Genomic DNA, 17,392 nt, shown 5'->3' with positions numbered 1-17,392 from the left:
AAACGCTACAATTCCGAAAATAATTGATTAATTTAGAGGCAATTATGCGGATCTTTAAAGCCGAGTTATGGAACCTTGAGTTGATTTTACCGCTGTTTGAACAATACCGCCGCCAACAAGGAATGAGCGAAAATGCGGAACGGGCGCTGAGTTTTTTGGCAAACCGCATCCGCTTCAGCGAAAGTATTCTGTTTCTTGCCGTCAATGATCAACAACAAGCCGTCGGCTTTGTCCAACTCTATCCCCGCCTCTCCTCGCTACGCCTGCAACGTTATTGGCAACTGACCGATATTTTCGTTTCCGACAGCCGCCAACAGCAAACAATTACACAAGAATTACTGCGCAAAAGCCGCGAGTTTGTCAGTTTCACCCAAAGTAGTTTATTGGTGGTGGAAAGTGCGCCGAACCAACGCGAATTTTGGCATGAACAAGGCTTTAAACTCAACCCGAATAAAGGGGTGTTTGAGGTTAAACTATAAAAATATCATAAGGTATAAAAGCACTTCAATATATGCTTTTTGGCAATATAATTAATAATTAACCGCTCTTAATTTCCTCGGACACAATTTAAACTCTTGCTTAAAACAAGTGGAGAAATAACTGCTGTCATTAAAACCACTGTCATATGCAATATCAGTGATCGCCTGATCAGTATAGCGAATTTGATAATAGGCATAAGATAAACGTAATCTATTTAAGTAAATTTGTGGTGTCTCACCTGTTTGATCTTTAATATACCGATGTAAGCTACGAAGTGACAAAGAAAATTGTTCAGCAAGTTGTTCCCAGTTTATCGGTTCATTAAAATTGTGAGCTAGATAATGTAGTAGCTGTGTGCCTTTCTCCATTACGGTGCCAATTCCATGATCACTAAATTGATTGCGTTGTAATAAAGATAATAATTGGAAAAAATAACTTTCTTGCTCGATAATATTATATTTTGATGAATCTGATAATACATCAATCAAAGGCAATAGATTTACTAACTGTTTTTTATTAATCACTTGATAATTAGACTTTTCAGGTTTAATCGTCTTTAATAATGGATTAATATTATGAATAAAATGAAAATTATCTAACGAGCGAAACAGGATATTAGTTAAATGCAATCCACTTACATTTTCATATAAATGGTGATCTTTCGCTTCTACATATAAAACCATACCCGCATACAACTCTTGCGGGTAACCATTAAAGATATGTCGCCCCTTACCATTTGTCACTAGGACAATCTCGTCAAAATCATGATGTGTATGCTCAGGAAAATTATCTTGTGGCGCTCTAGGCTCGATACTAAGCGGTTGAGAACTTTGATGAAAAAATTCTTTTGCATATAACTTCATTATCATTATTCCCCCTTAAAAACTTAAATTTCAAAAAATCACTTGCAATAAATTATGCCAATATCTAATCAATGCACCAGCTGATTTCAAACTTATCCAAGACTACTTTTCAAATTCGTGATCTCTCGCACATACACTTTGAATATTTTGCCAAATTTTTCTAAAACCGGCAGCTAAATTAATGTTCATCCGACTACCTTTATCTAGACTAAATCTAACAAAGGAAGGAGGGGTATATGGCAAATTTGAATATTGCTGCAGTTGATTTAGGCGCATCTAGCGGTCGCGTTATGTTGGCTACCTATCAAATGGAAAGCCAACAAATCAGCCTGCAAGAAATTCATCGTTTCAAAAATCAACTTCATCATCGAAATAGACATGATTGTTGGGATTTACTTTATTTAGAACACGAAATCATTACGGGGTTAAATAAAATTCTTGAGAAGAATATCACGCTTCATAGTGTCGGCATCGATACTTGGGGGGTTGATTATGTATTACTCAATAAACATGGCGAAATTCTAGGTGATAGTTATACCTATAGAGATGCTCGAACCGAAGGCATTATGCAGCAAGTGCAACAAGATTTGAGTAAAGAAAAGATTTATCAAAAAACAGGCATTCAATTCCTTACCTTCAATACGCTTTATCAACTCAAAGCCATGATGAACGATAAACCAAATTGGTTAGAGGATGTCACTGATTTTATCATGATACCTGATTATTTGAACTACCGTTTAACCGGCGTACTTAATCGTGAATACACCAATGCCACCACAACACAACTAGTAAATGTCAATACCGATAATTGGGACACCGAACTTTTAGATTATTTAAATATTCCGATAAGTTGGTTCGGGCAAATTCGCCACCCTGGTCATAAAATTGGTAATTGGCAACAAAATAATCAAATCATATCAGTTATGTCCGTTGCCAGCCATGATACCGCAAGTGCGGTTATCGCCAGCCCATTATCTGATGAATATAGTGCCTATCTTTGTTCCGGCACTTGGTCATTAATGGGGCTTGATCGTAAACAAGTTTGTAATGACAGCCATGCAATGAATGCAAATATTACAAATGAAGGCGGAATTGATGGTCACTACCGCATTTTAAAAAATATTATGGGATTATGGTTGTTCCAACGTTTATGTACCGAACGCCAAATTACCGATATTCCTGCATTAGTGCAGCAAGCAAGTCAAGAACAAGCATTCCGCAGTGTAATTAATCCAAATAATGATGTTTTCTTAAACCCAAATTCAATGGTTGAAGCCATCCAACAATATTGCCAATTACATAATCAACCAATCCCTACCACAACAGCGCAATTAGCGCGCTGTATTTTTGACAGCTTAGCCATGCTATATCGCCAAGTAGCAGAAGAACTTGCCAAATTACAACATCATCCTATATCGCATTTACATATCGTCGGCGGAGGAAGTCAAAATGCATTTCTTAACCAATTATGTGCTGATATTTGCGGTATAGATGTTATTGCCGGTCCGATTGAAGCCTCTGTGCTAGGCAATATTGGTTGCCAATTAATGGCATTAGATCAAATTCATACCGTAAAAGAATTCCGCAATATTGTAACCAAGAACTTCCCATTAAAACATTTTAAATTTCAACCGCACTTTGCTGATTCCGATTTCGTAAAACGCAAATGGCAAGAATTTTCCCAACTAAATTAACGAAAAGAGGACGTTATTATGAGCACTCAACAAGCCTATGAACTTGCAAAACAACAATTTGCTGACTTTGACATTGATACCGAAGCGGCAATGACATTATTAGATCAACTTCCGGTTTCCATTCATTGCTGGCAAGGGGATGATGTTGGCGGTTTTGAACAGCTCGGCGGAGATTTAACCGGCGGGATTCAAGCGACAGGTAATTATCCGGGTAAAGCAAGAACACCGGGTGAATTAAGAGCTGATCTTGATTTAGCTATCAGCTTGATTCCGGGAGCAAAACGTTTAAATTTACACGCTTCCTATTTGGAAGCCGAATATAAAGTTGAACGGAATGAAGTCAAGCCTGAACATTTTAAAAACTGGGTGGAATGGGCAAAACAAAACCAAATGGGCTTAGATTTCAATCCAACTTATTTCTCACATCCGTTAAGTGCTGAAGCAACACTATCTCACCCGGATAAAGATATTCGCAATTTTTGGATTGAACATGGCAAAGCAAGTCGAAAAATATCCGAATATTTTGGTAAAGAATTAGGTACGGCTTCCGTAATGAATATTTGGATTCCTGATGGCAGCAAGGATCTTGTCATTGATAAAGCCGCCCCACGTCAACGTTTAGTCGAATCTTTAGATGAAATTATCAAAGAAAAAATTGATCCTAAATATCATTTAGATGCAGTTGAAAGCAAGCTGTTTGGTATTGGGTTAGAGTCCTATACCGTCGGTTCGAATGAATTTTATGTCGCTTATGCAACTTCGCGTAAAACCGCACTTTGCTTAGATGCGGGACACTATCATCCGACGGAAACCATTTCAGATAAAATTTCTGCCGTTATGCCGTTTGTAGAACACCTTTTACTCCATGTTAGCCGCCCAGTCCGTTGGGATAGCGATCATGTTGTACTGCTTGATGATGAAACTCAAGCTATCGCCAATGAAATTATTCGCAACAAACTATTTAACCGTGTTCACATCGGATTGGACTTCTTTGACGCTTCGATTAATCGGATTGCCGCTTGGGTTATCGGTACTAGAAATATGAAAAAAGCGTTATTAAAAGCCTTATTAGAGCCGATTACCGCTCTTCGTCAAGCTGAAGAAAAACGTGATTTCACCACTCGTTTAGCACTATTAGAAGAAGAAAAGTCACTTCCTTGGCAGGCAGTTTGGAATATTTACTGTGAACGCCATAACGTACCTGTCGGTAGCCGTTGGTTGGCGGATATTCATCGTTATGAAAATAACGTATTGAACCAACGTTAATAAAGGAAAAAAACTATGCAAAATATTATTTCATCATGGTTTGTGCAAGGCATGATCAAGGCAACTCACGATATGTGGCTAAAAGGTTGGGATGAGCGTAACGGTGGTAACGTCAGTTTACGCTTACTCGATAGTGATGTAGAACCTTACCTGTCTGAATTTAATACTAAACCTCATCATATTGCATTAACACAAGATGTCTCTGCATTGGCAGGACAGTATTTTATCGTAACCGGCTCGGGTAAATTTTTCCGCAATATCATTTTAGATCCAGCCGATAACCTTGCTGTTGTTCGGGTAGATGAACAGGGTAAGGGTTATTACATTGAATGGGGATTAATCAACGGAGGCGTCGCAACCTCCGAATTAGCAGCCCATTTACAATCCCATATCGTAAGAATGCAAAAAACAGACGGTAAAGATCGCGTTGTTATGCACTGCCATGCCACAAATTTGATCGCACTGACTTATGTTTTGCCATTAGATAGCAAAGTCTTTACTCACGAACTATGGCAAATGAGCACCGAATGTTTAGTGGTATTTCCCGAGGGAATAGGCATATTGCCTTGGCTCGTACCGGGGAAAGATGAAATCGGTTATGCCACTGCTGAAAAAATGAAATCTCACTCACTTGTCCTCTGGGCATTCCACGGTGTATTTGGCTCTGGCGCAACTTTAGATGAAGCATTCGGCTTAATTGATACGGCTGAAAAGTCAGCAGAAATTTTAGTCAAAGTAATGGCTATGGGCGGGCGCAAACAAGGTATTACCAAGGATGAGTTCAAGCTATTGGCAGAACGTTTCGACGTAATACCAATGGACGGAGTCTTGTAGTTCTATCTTTCGAAAAATTAACCGCACTTTTTAATTCGTTCTCACATAAAAGTGCGGTGTAAAAATCTCATCTTTTAAAGGAGAAGCCACATGGGTAGTTCAATTTTTTTAGGTATATTTTGGCATTTTATTGGTGCAACCTCTGCAGCCTGCTTCTATGCACCGTTAAAAAAAGTAACAAACTGGTCTTGGGAAACAATGTGGGCAGTCGCCGGTCTATTTTCTTGGATACTGCTGCCTTGGGGAATCAGTTATTGGCTATTACCTGATTTTTCCGCCTACTATGCTTCATTTGGCAGCAATATATTAATCCCGGTATTCCTATTCGGTGCCATGTGGGGTATTGGCAATATCGGCTACGGATTAACGATGCGTTATCTTGGCATGTCGATGGGAATTGGTATTGCTATCGGTATCACCCTAATTTTCGGTACCTTAATGACTCCAATTTTACAAGGGCGATTTGAAGAGTTATTGGCCTCTACCGGTGGAAAAATGACATTAATCGGCGTTTTGGTTGCTTTGATTGGGGTTGGGGTTGTTTCCTATGCCGGATTGCTGAAAGAGCGCGTTAGCGGTATTGCAGCCGAAGAATTCAATTTAAAAAAGGGGTTAATTTTAGCGATTATGTGCGGTATTTTCTCGGCAGGTATGTCATTTGCAATGGCAGCGGCAGTGCCAATGCATGAATCTGCTGCTCAACTGGGGGTTGATCCACTTTATGTTGCTTTACCAAGCTATGTTGTGATTATGGGAGGAGGCGCAATTATCAATCTTGGTTATTGTATTATTCGTTTAATCATTAAACCAGAACTGTCTTTCCGCAAAGATATGAGCGTAACTAAAAACCTATTAATCAGTAATGCATTATTTGCTGCTCTTGGTGGAATTATGTGGTACTTCCAATTTTTCTTTTACGCTTGGGGACATGCGAATATTCCTGCTGATTACGGCTTTATGAGCTGGATGTTACATATGAGTTTTTATGTCCTATGCGGCGGTATCGTCGGGTTAATCCTCAAAGAGTGGAAGAACACGGGCACTAAACCAGTGCGTGTACTTTGTATCGGCTGTTTAATCATCGTATTAGCCGCCAATATTGTTGGTTTAGGTATGGCAAACTAAGTTCATAAGGATTACACAATGATAAGAAAAGGTATCTTAATGCATGTCAATCCCGATTGCTATGCAGAATATAAAAAACGTCATAATGAAATTTTCCCTGAGTTAGTCAAAGAACTTAAGGAACACGGCGCTCACAATTATTCAATATTCTTAGATAAAAAGCGTAATTTATTGTTCGGTTATGTCGAAATTGAGTCAGAAGAACGTTGGGATCAGGTAGCACAAACAACAGCTTGTCAAAAGTGGTGGGATTTTATGAAAGACATCATGCCATCCAATCCGGACAATAGTCCTATAGCCCAAGAATTAGAGCAAGTATTTTATCTGGAGTAAGATAACAGCACTATATATAAAATAAACCACTTCAAGTTAAGAGGTGGTTTATTATCTTTTACTAGCTACGGCTCAAATAATCCCCATAACACACCCATTTATAAGTGGTTAGGGCTTCCAAGCCCATCGGGCCGCGGGCGTGTAGTTTTTGCGTGCTGACCGCCACCTCTGCGCCCAAGCCGAATTGTGCGCCGTCGGTGAAACGGGTGCTGGCATTGACATACACCGTTGCCGAATCCACTTGCTTGACAAACTGGTGCGCCAAGGCTTGCGATTCGGTCAAAATACCGTCGGAATGGTGGCTGCCATACTCTTGAATATGGGCAATCGCTTGATTAATATCCTCGATAATCACCACATTCATATTGTTACACAACGCTTCATTACGCAAACTGTCATCGCTGACCGCGCTAACATTGGCACCGCACTTTTGCAATATCGGCAACGCCTGTTGGTCGGCGAAATAGTTGACGTTTTTACTTGCCAAATATTGTACCAAGTGCGGTATAAATTCAGCGGCGATACTGCGTTGCAGTAGTAAGGTTTCTAAAGAATTGCAGGCGCTTGGGCGTTGGGTTTTGGCGTTGTCGATTAACGCCAAGGCGCGAGTGCGATCCGCACTTTGTTCGACAAACAGATGGCAAATGCCGATGCCGCCAACGATCACGGGAATGGTCGAATTCTCTTTGCACAGTTGGTGCAGCCCTGCGCCGCCGCGCGGAATCACCATATCCACATAGCGATCCAGTTTCAGCAGCTGCATAACCAAAGTGCGGTCGGGATCGATAATCGCCTGTACCGCACTTGCCGGCAAGCCGGCTTGTTGCAGCGCAGCTTGCACCACTTGTAACAACACTTCATTGGTATTGCGCGTTTCTTTGCCGCCGCGCAAAATCACCGCATTGCCGGTTTTTAAACACAGCGAGGCAACGTCAATCGTCACATTCGGACGCGCTTCATAAATGGTCGCCACCACACCCAACGGCACTCGCAGCCGTTGAATCGAAAGTCCGCTGTCCAGCGTGCCGCCGTCAATCACTTTCCCGACCGGATCGGCAAGCGAAATCACATGGCGCACATCATCGGCAATCCCTTTTAACCGCTCCGGCGTGAGCAGCAGACGATCGATAATCGCCGCGCTGATTCCTTGCGCTTCGGCGGCGGCAATATCCAGCGCATTCGCCGCCAAAATTTCCGCCACTCTTACTTCTAACTGATCGGCAATTACCTGTAACGCCTGATTTTTTTCCGCGCCGGATAATTGCGCCAACTCAAACGCCGCTTGCTTGGCTTGTTTGCCCATTTCCACTAAATCGGTTGTCATTTTTCTGTCCTTTATTTTGTATTCTCATCGGGCTTCAGCGAGCCTTTCCAACGACATTACCACAAATTTCAGACCGAGAGAATCACCATATCGTCACGGTGGATCGCCACTGAACCATACTCATAACCAATAATCGTGGCAATATCCGCCGATTTTTTGCCTTTGATCAGCGCCAGTGCGTCACTGTTGTAACACGCCACGCCAATCGCAATATCCTTTCCTTGCAGCGTGCGAATGCGTACCACTTCGCCGCGCGCGAACCGCCCTTCGATTTGCACGATTCCGGCAGGCAGCAACGAACGTTGCTTTTCCAATACCGCACTTTGCGCCCCTTGATCGATCACCAAAGTGCCGGCTGACGGCGCGGCAAACAACCACTGTTTGCGGCGTTGTAATGGCGATAATTGTGCGGTAAATTTAGTGCCGATGGCTTCACCGTGCGCCAGATCGACAATCACATTATCGCGTCCGCCCGCCGCGATGATGGTTTCGATGCCGGAACGGGTGGCAATATCGGCGGCGGTGATTTTGGTGCTCATGCCGCCGGTGCCCAAGCCGGACACGCTACCACCGGCAATCGAGCGGATATGATCGGTAATTTTATCCACTTCGGCAATCAGCTGCGCCTTCGGATTGGCACGCGGATCGCTGTCCAACAGCCCCTGTTGGTCGGTCAGCAGATAAAGCTGATCGGCATTCGCTAAAATCGCCACCAGCGCCGATAAATTATCGTTATCGCCCACTTTGATTTCAGCGGTCGCCACCGCGTCATTTTCGTTGATAATCGGGATAATGTTGTTGTCTAACAGTGCGTTCAAGGTATCTCTGGCGTTTAAAAAGCGCTCGCGATCTTCCAAGTCGGCACGGGTTAACAGCATTTGCCCGATATAAATACCATAAATTTCAAACAGTTGCTCCCAAGTTTGAATTAATTGGCTCTGCCCCACCGCCGCCAATAATTGCTTGGAGGCAATGGTCGGCGGCAGCTGCGGATGGTTCAAATAATTCCGTCCCGCCGCCATCGCACCGGAAGTGACGATCACCACCCGATAGCCCTGTTGTTGCAGCAACGCACATTGGCGCACGATATTCAGCATATGCGGGCGGTTCAGTTTCGGCGACCCTTGGGTTAAAACGCTAGTGCCGAATTTCAATACAATGGTTTTAGCGCGCGCTATTTTTTTCTCTCCGGTAGCAGAATGCGAATGTTTTTGCATAATGATTGATCTAGAATAAATGGATAAACGAGGGTTACGTTACCATTAATCGGCGGAAAAATCATTTACTAAATCAGCTTACCGTCACCCTACACGGAGAAATTATGGCGTCTGGACATTCAAATCTCGACCATGCCGAACAGCAGGAAATCACCCGCCTGTGCGTGCATACCGCACTTTTACTGTTGCAACACGGTGCGGAAAGTACGCTGGTCAGTCAAATCGCCTCCCGTCTGGGGCAGGCGCTCGGAGTGGAAAGCGTCGAGGTGGCGCTGACCGCCAATGCGGTGGTGCTAACCACCTTACATCAAGGGCATTGCATTACCACCGCACGGCGCAATCAGGATCGCGGCATTAATATGCATGTCGTTACCGAAGTGCAGCATATTGTGATTGCCGCCGAACATAAAATTTATGACAGCTACACCGTGCGCAAAAAACTGCAAGCGATTAAACCGTTCAAATACAACCGTTATTATGTGCTGTTTATGGTCGGGCTGTCCTGCGCCTCGTTCGCCCACCTTGCCGGCGGCGATGCGTTAATCTGCTTTATCACCTTTTTGGCGGCGTGTGCGGCAATGTTTGTGCGGCAGGAATTGGCGGCACGCCACTACAATCCGATAATTGTGTTTGCCTGCACCGCCTTTGTCGCGACCTGCATTTCCGGCTTATCGCTGCGCTTTAACCTCGGTAACGATTCGCAAATTGCGATTGCCTCCAGCGTGTTGCTGTTGGTGCCCGGTTTTCCGTTTATCAACGCCTTGTCCGACATTCTGAAAGGTTATACCAATATGGGCATCGGGCGCTGGGCATTGGCGACGGTGCTGACCTTCGGCGCCTGTATCGGCATTGTGTTCGCCTTAAGTTTGCTGAATATTCAGCAATGGGGAGGTTAAGATGAATCTCCTACTTACCCTGCTGGACGATATGTTTTTCGCCGCCATTCCGGCGGTCGGTTTCGCGTTATTGTTCAACGTGCCGCAAAACGCACTGAAATATTGTGCGTTATTGGGTGCGTTGGGGCATGGTTTTCGCAAGCTGTTATTACTTACGGTCGATATGCCGTTGGTTTTCGCCACTTTTTTCGCCGCCGCCTTAATCGGCTTTATCGGCGTCTATCTGTCGCAGCGCTATCTCGCCCACCCGAAAGTGTTCACCGTCGCGGCGATTATCCCGATGATTCCGGGCGTATTCGCCTATAAAGCGATGATCGCCGTTGTGCAAATCCACCATATCGGCTATTCTGAAGCCCTGTTCCAACAAGCCGTTGATAATTTTGTCAAATCCGGTTTTATTCTTGGGGCGCTGGCATTCGGTTTGGCATTGCCCGGCTTATTGTTTTATCGCCAACGGCCTGTTATCTAGCCATTTTTAGTAAGGAAGTTTATGCAAATCAGCTTAATCGTGGCGTTCACGCAAAACCGCGTTATTGGCAAAAATAACCAAATGCCGTGGCATTTGCCGCGCGATTTGGCTTGGTTTAAACGCAATACCTTAAACAAACCGGTGATTATGGGGCGCAAAACGTTTGAGTCGATCGGTCGCCCGTTGCCGAACCGCAGCAATATTGTGCTGTCGCGCCAGCCGTTCGTGTATGAAGGGGTACAGTGGGCGGACAGCCTGCAAACCGCACTTGAGTTCTGCCGTGCGGCGGAAGAAGTGATGATTATCGGCGGCGGTGAACTGTTTAAACAAAGTTTGCCATTAGCCGATAAACTCTATTTAACCGAAATCCAAACCGCACTTGAGGGCGATACTTTTTTTCCGGAAATTGACTTAGACCAATGGAAGATCGCTGAGGAAGAAATCGTACCTGCCGATGAGAAAAATGCCTACGCCTGCCGTTTTATGGTGTTAGAAAAAATAAGATAATAAAAAACCGAGCATCTGCTCGGTTTTCTATGTTAAATCAACAGATTATTTTACGCGTGAAACGTATTCGCCGGAACGGGTATCGACACGGATCACTTCGCCAATTTGTACGAACAATGGCACTTTCACCACGGCGCCGGTGCTTAAGGTTGCCGGTTTGCCGCCGGTTCCGGCAGTGTCGCCTTTCAGACCCGGATCGGTATCGACGATTTCCAACTCAACAAAATTCGGTGGCGTAACGGAAATCGGCGCGCCGTTCCATAAAGTGACGATACATTCCGCTTGATCCAACAACCATTTGTCGTTGTCGCCCACCGCTTTGGCGTCCGCTGACAATTGCTCAAAGGTTTCGTTGTTCATAAAATGCCAGAAATCTTCGTCTTTATACAAGAAGGTCAGGTTGGTATCCATCACGTCCGCCGCTTCAACGCTGGTGCCGGATTTGAAGTTCACGTCCAACACTTTGCCGGAGATCAATTTACGGATACGGGTACGGGTGAACGCTTGTCCTTTGCCCGGTTTCACGAATTCGTTTTCGACGATCACGCAAGGTTCGCCGTCTTGCATAAATTTAAGACCCGGTTTGAAATCACTGGTAGAATAGGTTGCCATAATGTCCTCATTACTTGAAAAAAGTGATCTGAAATCAAGACCACATAAAATTTTTAATAAAACTTGCATATGATAACCCAAAACACCCCGATTAGAGAAGCGTTAAGCTGGCTAGATTACCTCGCAACCGCCATAAATGATCCGGAAAAACTGCTGGAACAGCTCAATCTGCCGAAAGAGCGGTTTAAAAACGATATCCTTGCGCGCCGTTTATTCCCGTTGCGCGTGCCGCAATCGTTTGTCGACAAAATGGAAAAAGGCAATCCGCAAGATCCGCTTTTCCTGCAAGTGATGTCGTCGCAACAGGAGTTTTTTCAGGCGGACGGCTTCAGCCGTGATCCGCTGCAAGAGCAACAAAGTGCGGTACCGAATTTGCTGCATAAATACCATAACCGCGTACTGTTAATGGTAAAAGGCGGTTGCGCGGTGAACTGCCGCTACTGCTTCCGCCGCCATTTTCCGTATCAAGACAACAAAGGCAATAAACAGAACTGGCAAACCGCACTTGACTATATTGCCGCTCATACGGAAATAGAAGAAGTGATTTTTTCCGGCGGCGATCCGTTGATGGCGAAAGATCATGAATTGGACTGGCTGCTGACCGCACTTGAACAGATTGCGCATGTCACAACCCTGCGTATCCACACCCGCTTGCCGGTGGTGATTCCGCAACGGATTACGACCGCACTTTGCCAACGTTTAGCACAGTCACGCCTGCATAAGGTGTTAGTCACCCACATCAATCACCCGAATGAAATCGACCGCACTTTGGCGGATTATTTGGCACCGTTGCGCACGGCAAATGTGTTATTGCTCAATCAATCAGTGCTGTTAAAAGGCGTCAACGATAGCGCCGCCACCTTGAAACAGTTAAGCGATAAACTGTTTGCCGCCGGTATTTTGCCGTACTATCTGCATGTGTTGGACAAAGTGCAAGGTGCCGCCCATTTTTATCTTGACGATCAACAGGCGCTGGCAATTTACCGCGAGCTGCAAAAAATCAGCAGCGGCTATCTGGTGCCGAAATTAGCCCGCGAAATTGCCGGCGAGCCGAATAAAACCCTGTTAACGCCTTAATCAAAAAAATTCGCACTGAATTCCAGCAAAAACGGTTTTTATTTTGTCTAATTCCTTTAGAATAGACAGATATTTTTATTGATAAAAACATATTTTTACATTTGAGGTGTAAAGTGACTTCTGATAATCAGGCAAAAACAGGCGATGCCGGCGCATCATCTAACGAAAAACAAAACCAGTTAAAATTCGAATTCAGCAATATGGAGCCAATTACGCCCAAAAAACCGATTGAAGAAAAACCTTCATTTTTGGATAAAGCCAAAGGGCTGTTGCCAAAACGTGAACACAAGGAGGAAAGCGTGAACCCGACGAATCCACAACAATCTGCACAAACGCCCGCAGACACGGAAAATACCGCACAGGCCGCAACACACGACAGCGTTGAAAAGCTGAATGAAAACAGCGAAACAACCGCTCGTGAGCCGTTAAGCCAGCGCTTGAAAAAACCGGAAACTTGGGAACTGCTCAACCGTTTGCCGGCTAAACACCGCCGTCTGTTTATTGCGTTGCTGGCACTAATTTTAGTGCTGCTGATTTTCTTTTGGTTGAAACCAAGTTCCACCACCACCGTCGATGCATTGCAGGCACAAAATGCCAATTCGTTACCGATTGAGTTCCAACCGTTAAACCAATCGGAAGAAGAAATGGTTAACCAGCCTGTCGAGTCGGGTTCGGAGACAAATATCCTACTGCCGGACAGCAATATCAATGCTACGGCACCAAGTCAAAGCGATAATAGCAGCGCTTCATTGTCTGAAACCGTCAGCAATACTGCGGCGGCAGCCACACTGGCGCAGCAACAAGCGCAGCAAACACAACAGGCCGCTCAAGCAACACCAACGGCTCAACCTCAAACAACAGCAGCACCGACACGTAGCACGGCAGTGAAAGAGCCTGTCCGAAAAGCAGAACCGAACAGAACGACCGCCGCCACAACAGCGCAAACAAGAACCACTACCCAGCCGAAAACAACGGCTCCGGCCAAAAGTGCCGCAGATAGCGCTCCGGCTTCCAGCCGTACCCTGACGATTCCGCAAGGCGTCACCTTAATGCAGGTGTTCCGCAACAACAACCTGAACATTGCCGATGTCAACGCCATGACCAAAGCCAACGGCGGTGAAAAAGCGTTAAGTAGTTTCAAACCGGGCGATAAAGTGACGATTCAACTGAATTCACAAGGTCGGGTCAGCCGCTTAACCTTGCAAAACGGCAGCACCTTCAGCCGCAACAGCGACGGCAGTTATAACTATAAAAAATAATCATCAAACGCCATTGTCTTCCTGATAATGGCGTTTTTACTTGAATTTCTTCGTGCCACAATGAGGATTATTCCATGATCAAGACCATTTTATTCGGCGCCGGTATCATTTTCTTAACCGCCTGCCACACGTCCGCCAGCACGATTAACAGCCTGACTGCGCCGCAACAACAAAGCACTTCCGGCTCAACAGCGTCAAACAAAACGCTGCCGAGCAGCAATCAGGCATATCTTTACCATTGTGAAAACGATACGCAAATCAAAGTCATTGTGCTGAATGCGTTGGCGATTAAGCAACACTCGAAAAACCCTTCCATTCAACTGACGTTGAACGGCGTCAGCCAACATCTGCAACCGGTTGTCTCCGACAGCGGCAAACGCTATGCCAATATCCAATGGAATTGGTGGGAAAAAGCCGAAAGTGCGGTATTGAGCAACAGTTTGGGCGAAGTGATTGTGAGTGGCTGTGTAAAAGAATAATTCTACGGTTATGCCTCAGCAGCATAACCGCACTTTCTCAACTTATTCCAAATTCTGAATCTGTTCGCGCATTTGTTCAATCAACACTTTTAATTCCACCGCCGAATTGGTGATATCCGCATTGATTGATTTTGAGGCAAGGGTGTTGGATTCACGGTTCAGTTCCTGCATCATAAAATCCAATTTACGCCCGACTGCGCCGCCTTTTTTCAGAATAGACGTGGTTTCTTTAACGTGCATTTGCAGACGATCCAGCTCTTCCGCCACATCAACCCGTTGCGCTAATAAAACCATTTCCTGCTCCAACCGTTGCGGATCGGCTTGCAATTGGATTTCGTCAAAACGTTGTTGCAATTTATCCCGTTGCCACTGCAAAATCTGCGGCATTTGCGACCGCACTTTGTCCGCTTCAACGTTGATCGCCTGCAAGCGTTGTTGGATAATCTCTTGCAATTTCTGCCCTTCGCGCCCACGCATGGCGATAAAATCATCAAGCAGTTGATCAAAGCCGTTTAGCAGATCTTGCGCAATTTGCTCCAGATCTTGCTCCGGCGTTTCGACCACGCCCGGATAACGCAATACGTCGGTTAAATTGATCTCCCCTTCACCGGTTTGCTGTTTCAGCCATTGGAGCGATTTCAGCACCTGCTGCGCTAACGACTGATTCAATTGCAACTCAAGTGCGGTCTGCTGTTTCAATTCCAAACGCAGATTGCACTCCACTTTTCCGCGCGTAATCCGTTGGCGGATTTTTTCACGCAGATTATTTTCCAAGCCGCGAAACTGTTCCGGCAGGCGGAAAAAATTTTCCAGATAGCGTTGGTTGACAGAACGAATTTCCCATACGGCATTGCCCCACTCCTGCTTCAGCTCCAAACGGGCGAAAGCGGTCATACTGTAAATCATATTTTTTCCTATTTTGATGATTAAACGCCGCTATTCTACCGATTCTTACGCATGCTGTCGTGTGCAAAGTGCGGTTCCATGTTAGAATCTGCACGAAAATAAATTATCTGAATAAAAAATGGAGAATCCCAATGCGTCCGAATGACCGCCCTTTGCAAGCCACCCGCCCGATAAAAATCAGCCGTCACTACACCAAACACGCCGAAGGCTCGGTATTGGTTGAGTTTGGCGATACCAAAGTGTTGTGTAACGCCAGCTTGGAAAACAACGTGCCGCGTTTTTTAAAAGGTCAAGGGCAAGGTTGGATCACGGCGGAATACGGTATGCTGCCGCGCTCGACCAATGTCAGAATGCAACGGGAGGCCGCGCGTGGTAAGCAAGGCGGGCGTACCTTGGAAATTCAACGCTTGATCGGTCGTTCATTGCGCGCCATGATCGATTTGACCGCACTTGGCGAGCGGACAATCACGGTTGATTGTGATGTCATTCAAGCCGATGGTGGCACGCGCACGGCGGCAATCAGCGGTGCGTGCGTGGCAGTGATTGATGCGGTCAACACCTTACTCGCCAATGGCGATTTAAAAACCAATCCGATTAAAGGCTTGGTGGCGGCAATTTCCGTCGGTATTGTTGACGGCACGGCGGTGTGCGATTTGGAATATGTGGAAGATTCCGCTGCCGAAACCGATATGAATGTGGTCATGGCAGAGGACGGGCGCATGATTGAAGTGCAAGGCACGGCGGAAGGCGAACCGTTCAGCCATCAAGAACTGCTGCAGTTACTCGAGTTGGCACAGGGCGGAATCGCACAGATTTTTGCCGTGCAGCGTGCGGCCTTAAACGATAATTAAGGTGATTTATGCAGGATTATAAACAACAATTTATTGAATTCGCCCTCAGCCGCAATGTCTTGAAATTCGGTGAATTCACCTTAAAATCCGGCCGTGTAAGTCCTTATTTTTTCAATGCCGGGTTGTTTAACACCGGCAAAGATCTGGCGCGCTTAGGTGAGTTTTATGCGGCGGCAATTCAAGCGTCGGGAATCAAATATGACGTGCTATTCGGTCCGGCTTATAAAGGCATTCCGATTGCAACCACCGTTTCAATCGCCTTAGCCAATCTGTTCGACTGCGACAAGCCGGTCTGTTTTAACCGCAAAGAAGCCAAAGATCACGGCGAAGGCGGCAATTTAATCGGCAGCCCGTTACAAGGCAATGTGCTGTTAGTCGATGATGTGATTACCGCCGGCACGGCAATTCGCGAGTCAATGCAGTTAATCGCCGCCAATCATGCCCGTTTAAGTGCGGTTATGATCGCATTGAATCGACAGGAAAGAGGGAAAGGTGAGCTGTCCGCCATTCAGGAGGTTGAACGCGACTACCAGTGCCAAGTTTTATCAATCATCAACTTGCATGATTTATTGCAATTCTTGGCAACCAATCCCGCATATCAACAATACCTACCGGCGATGCGCCAATACCAACAACAATACGGTGTCTAACCGCACTTTTCATGTTTTCAATACCGGATTAAGATTTGGATAAAGTATCCAAATCTTTTTTCTCTTTCATTTCACTCCAAAAATTAAAATTTATTTAATAAAATTACAATTTTATTGAATTTAAAATATCAATAAGAACTATTCATTAGCCAATACTTATGAAAAACATTGAATAATTGGTTTTGATATTATATAAATAAAGCGTAATTTATTTTTAATTTTTATTTCTCGGAAAGCAATATATGGCAACCTTCTCTTGCAAACGCTCTTTATCAGAACGTTTCTATCCGGTATGCCAAACTGAATTAACATAACTTTTTCTCAGGGACGGAAAACGAAATCTCGTTCAACGTCCCCTTTTTCACCGCACTTTTATTTCTGGGTTTGAAGTGCGGTTTTTTTTGAGCTTGAATTATCAAATTAACGGCAACAACATCAAAGGGCGATCAACAGTACTTTGACTTTTCCTTTTCTTCTTGTTTGCCCTTTCCTTATTTTTCCATCCGCCAAACGCAAAAAACCCTTAGCATCACTACTAAGGGCTCTTGTT

General features: G+C 44.9%; 19 protein-coding genes. 14 read left to right on the top strand and 5 right to left on the bottom strand.

Annotation, left to right across the window (positions count from 1 at the left end):
* Nucleotides 1–44 precede the first annotated feature (44 nt).
* On the top strand, nt 45–479 hold the full coding sequence (locus B8880_RS05925) for a GNAT family N-acetyltransferase (RefSeq protein ID WP_084256705.1): 435 nt from the start codon (nt 45–47) through the stop codon (nt 477–479).
* A gap of 51 nt (nt 480–530) precedes the next feature.
* Here the strand turns inward: B8880_RS05925 and rhaS are convergent, their stop codons facing one another.
* Complete coding sequence (gene rhaS / locus B8880_RS05920) at nt 531–1,343, bottom strand: HTH-type transcriptional activator RhaS (RefSeq protein WP_159460727.1); 813 nt, start codon at nt 1,341–1,343, stop codon at nt 531–533.
* 236 nt (nt 1,344–1,579) lie between these two features.
* Here rhaS and rhaB point away from each other — a divergent pair, with 236 nt between their 5' ends.
* From rhaB to rhaM, 5 genes are all read left to right on the top strand, one after another.
* Complete coding sequence (rhaB, locus tag B8880_RS05915) at nt 1,580–3,037, top strand: rhamnulokinase (RefSeq protein WP_084256703.1); 1,458 nt, start codon at nt 1,580–1,582, stop codon at nt 3,035–3,037.
* A gap of 18 nt (nt 3,038–3,055) precedes the next feature.
* Entirely contained in the window at nt 3,056–4,303 is a 1,248-nt protein-coding gene (locus tag B8880_RS14585) for an L-rhamnose isomerase (protein ID WP_084256702.1), read from the top strand.
* A gap of 15 nt (nt 4,304–4,318) precedes the next feature.
* Entirely contained in the window at nt 4,319–5,137 is an 819-nt protein-coding gene (gene rhaD / locus B8880_RS14580) for a rhamnulose-1-phosphate aldolase (RefSeq protein ID WP_084256701.1), read from the top strand.
* Between the two features lie 90 nt (nt 5,138–5,227).
* On the top strand, nt 5,228–6,262 hold the full coding sequence (rhaT, locus tag B8880_RS05900) for an L-rhamnose/proton symporter RhaT (RefSeq protein ID WP_084256700.1): 1,035 nt from the start codon (nt 5,228–5,230) through the stop codon (nt 6,260–6,262).
* An 18-nt stretch (nt 6,263–6,280) separates the two neighbouring features.
* Nucleotides 6,281–6,595 carry an L-rhamnose mutarotase gene (rhaM, locus tag B8880_RS05895; protein WP_084256699.1) on the top strand — a complete coding sequence of 105 codons (315 nt, stop codon included), beginning with the start codon at nt 6,281–6,283 and terminating at the stop codon, nt 6,593–6,595.
* Between the two features lie 61 nt (nt 6,596–6,656).
* On the opposite strand, the gene proA is transcribed toward rhaM, so the two are convergent.
* Nucleotides 6,657–7,919 (bottom strand): glutamate-5-semialdehyde dehydrogenase, encoded by a 1,263-nt coding sequence (proA, locus tag B8880_RS05890; protein WP_084256698.1) that lies wholly within the window; start codon nt 7,917–7,919, stop codon nt 6,657–6,659.
* A 68-nt stretch (nt 7,920–7,987) separates the two neighbouring features.
* Complete coding sequence (proB, locus tag B8880_RS05885; RefSeq protein WP_084256697.1) at nt 7,988–9,136, bottom strand: glutamate 5-kinase; 1,149 nt, start codon at nt 9,134–9,136, stop codon at nt 7,988–7,990.
* Between the two features lie 104 nt (nt 9,137–9,240).
* On the opposite strand from proB, the gene B8880_RS05880 reads away from it, so the two are divergent.
* Genes B8880_RS05880 through folA form a run of 3 tightly spaced genes read left to right on the top strand, consistent with a single transcriptional unit; the run spans nt 9,241 to nt 11,008 of the window.
* The gene (locus B8880_RS05880; RefSeq protein ID WP_084256696.1) at nt 9,241–10,032 is read left to right on the top strand and encodes a threonine/serine exporter family protein; all 792 of its coding nucleotides are present in this window, start codon (nt 9,241–9,243) and stop codon (nt 10,030–10,032) included.
* 1 nt (nt 10,033) lies between these two features.
* Nucleotides 10,034–10,501 carry a threonine/serine exporter family protein gene (locus B8880_RS05875; protein ID WP_084256695.1) on the top strand — a complete coding sequence of 156 codons (468 nt, stop codon included), beginning with the start codon at nt 10,034–10,036 and terminating at the stop codon, nt 10,499–10,501.
* Nucleotides 10,502–10,522: 21 nt separating this feature from the next.
* Nucleotides 10,523–11,008: a type 3 dihydrofolate reductase gene (gene folA / locus B8880_RS05870; protein ID WP_084256694.1), complete on the top strand. Its 486-nt coding sequence runs from the start codon at nt 10,523–10,525 to the stop codon at nt 11,006–11,008.
* Between the two features lie 45 nt (nt 11,009–11,053).
* On the opposite strand, the gene efp is transcribed toward folA, so the two are convergent.
* Nucleotides 11,054–11,620, bottom strand: coding sequence for an elongation factor P (gene efp, locus B8880_RS05865; protein ID WP_084256693.1), 567 nt, complete (start codon nt 11,618–11,620; stop codon nt 11,054–11,056).
* A gap of 63 nt (nt 11,621–11,683) precedes the next feature.
* Between efp and epmB the strand changes: the two genes are divergently transcribed.
* From epmB to B8880_RS05850, 3 genes are all read left to right on the top strand, one after another.
* Nucleotides 11,684–12,697, top strand: coding sequence for an EF-P beta-lysylation protein EpmB (epmB, locus tag B8880_RS05860; RefSeq protein ID WP_084256692.1), 1,014 nt, complete (start codon nt 11,684–11,686; stop codon nt 12,695–12,697).
* Between the two features lie 113 nt (nt 12,698–12,810).
* The gene (locus B8880_RS05855) at nt 12,811–13,956 is read left to right on the top strand and encodes a LysM-like peptidoglycan-binding domain-containing protein (protein ID WP_244165609.1); all 1,146 of its coding nucleotides are present in this window, start codon (nt 12,811–12,813) and stop codon (nt 13,954–13,956) included.
* Nucleotides 13,957–14,030: 74 nt separating this feature from the next.
* On the top strand, nt 14,031–14,435 hold the full coding sequence (locus B8880_RS05850) for an MliC family protein (RefSeq protein WP_084256691.1): 405 nt from the start codon (nt 14,031–14,033) through the stop codon (nt 14,433–14,435).
* A 42-nt stretch (nt 14,436–14,477) separates the two neighbouring features.
* Here the strand turns inward: B8880_RS05850 and B8880_RS05845 are convergent, their stop codons facing one another.
* Nucleotides 14,478–15,341, bottom strand: a complete 864-nt coding sequence (locus B8880_RS05845) for a YicC/YloC family endoribonuclease (RefSeq protein WP_084256690.1) — start codon at nt 15,339–15,341, stop codon at nt 14,478–14,480.
* A 131-nt stretch (nt 15,342–15,472) separates the two neighbouring features.
* Between B8880_RS05845 and rph the strand changes: the two genes are divergently transcribed.
* Both rph and pyrE read left to right on the top strand, forming a co-directional pair.
* Nucleotides 15,473–16,192 carry a ribonuclease PH gene (gene rph / locus B8880_RS05840; protein ID WP_084256689.1) on the top strand — a complete coding sequence of 240 codons (720 nt, stop codon included), beginning with the start codon at nt 15,473–15,475 and terminating at the stop codon, nt 16,190–16,192.
* Between the two features lie 8 nt (nt 16,193–16,200).
* The gene (gene pyrE, locus B8880_RS05835) at nt 16,201–16,842 is read left to right on the top strand and encodes an orotate phosphoribosyltransferase (RefSeq protein WP_084256688.1); all 642 of its coding nucleotides are present in this window, start codon (nt 16,201–16,203) and stop codon (nt 16,840–16,842) included.
* The last annotated feature ends 550 nt before the right edge of the window (nt 16,843–17,392 follow it).

The organism is Pasteurella testudinis DSM 23072 (assembly GCF_900176075.1).
GTDB lineage: Bacteria > Pseudomonadota > Gammaproteobacteria > Enterobacterales > Pasteurellaceae > Chelonobacter > Chelonobacter testudinis.
The sequence above is the reverse complement of the archived record's forward strand: the minus strand, read 5'-3'. Positions and strand labels throughout refer to the sequence as shown.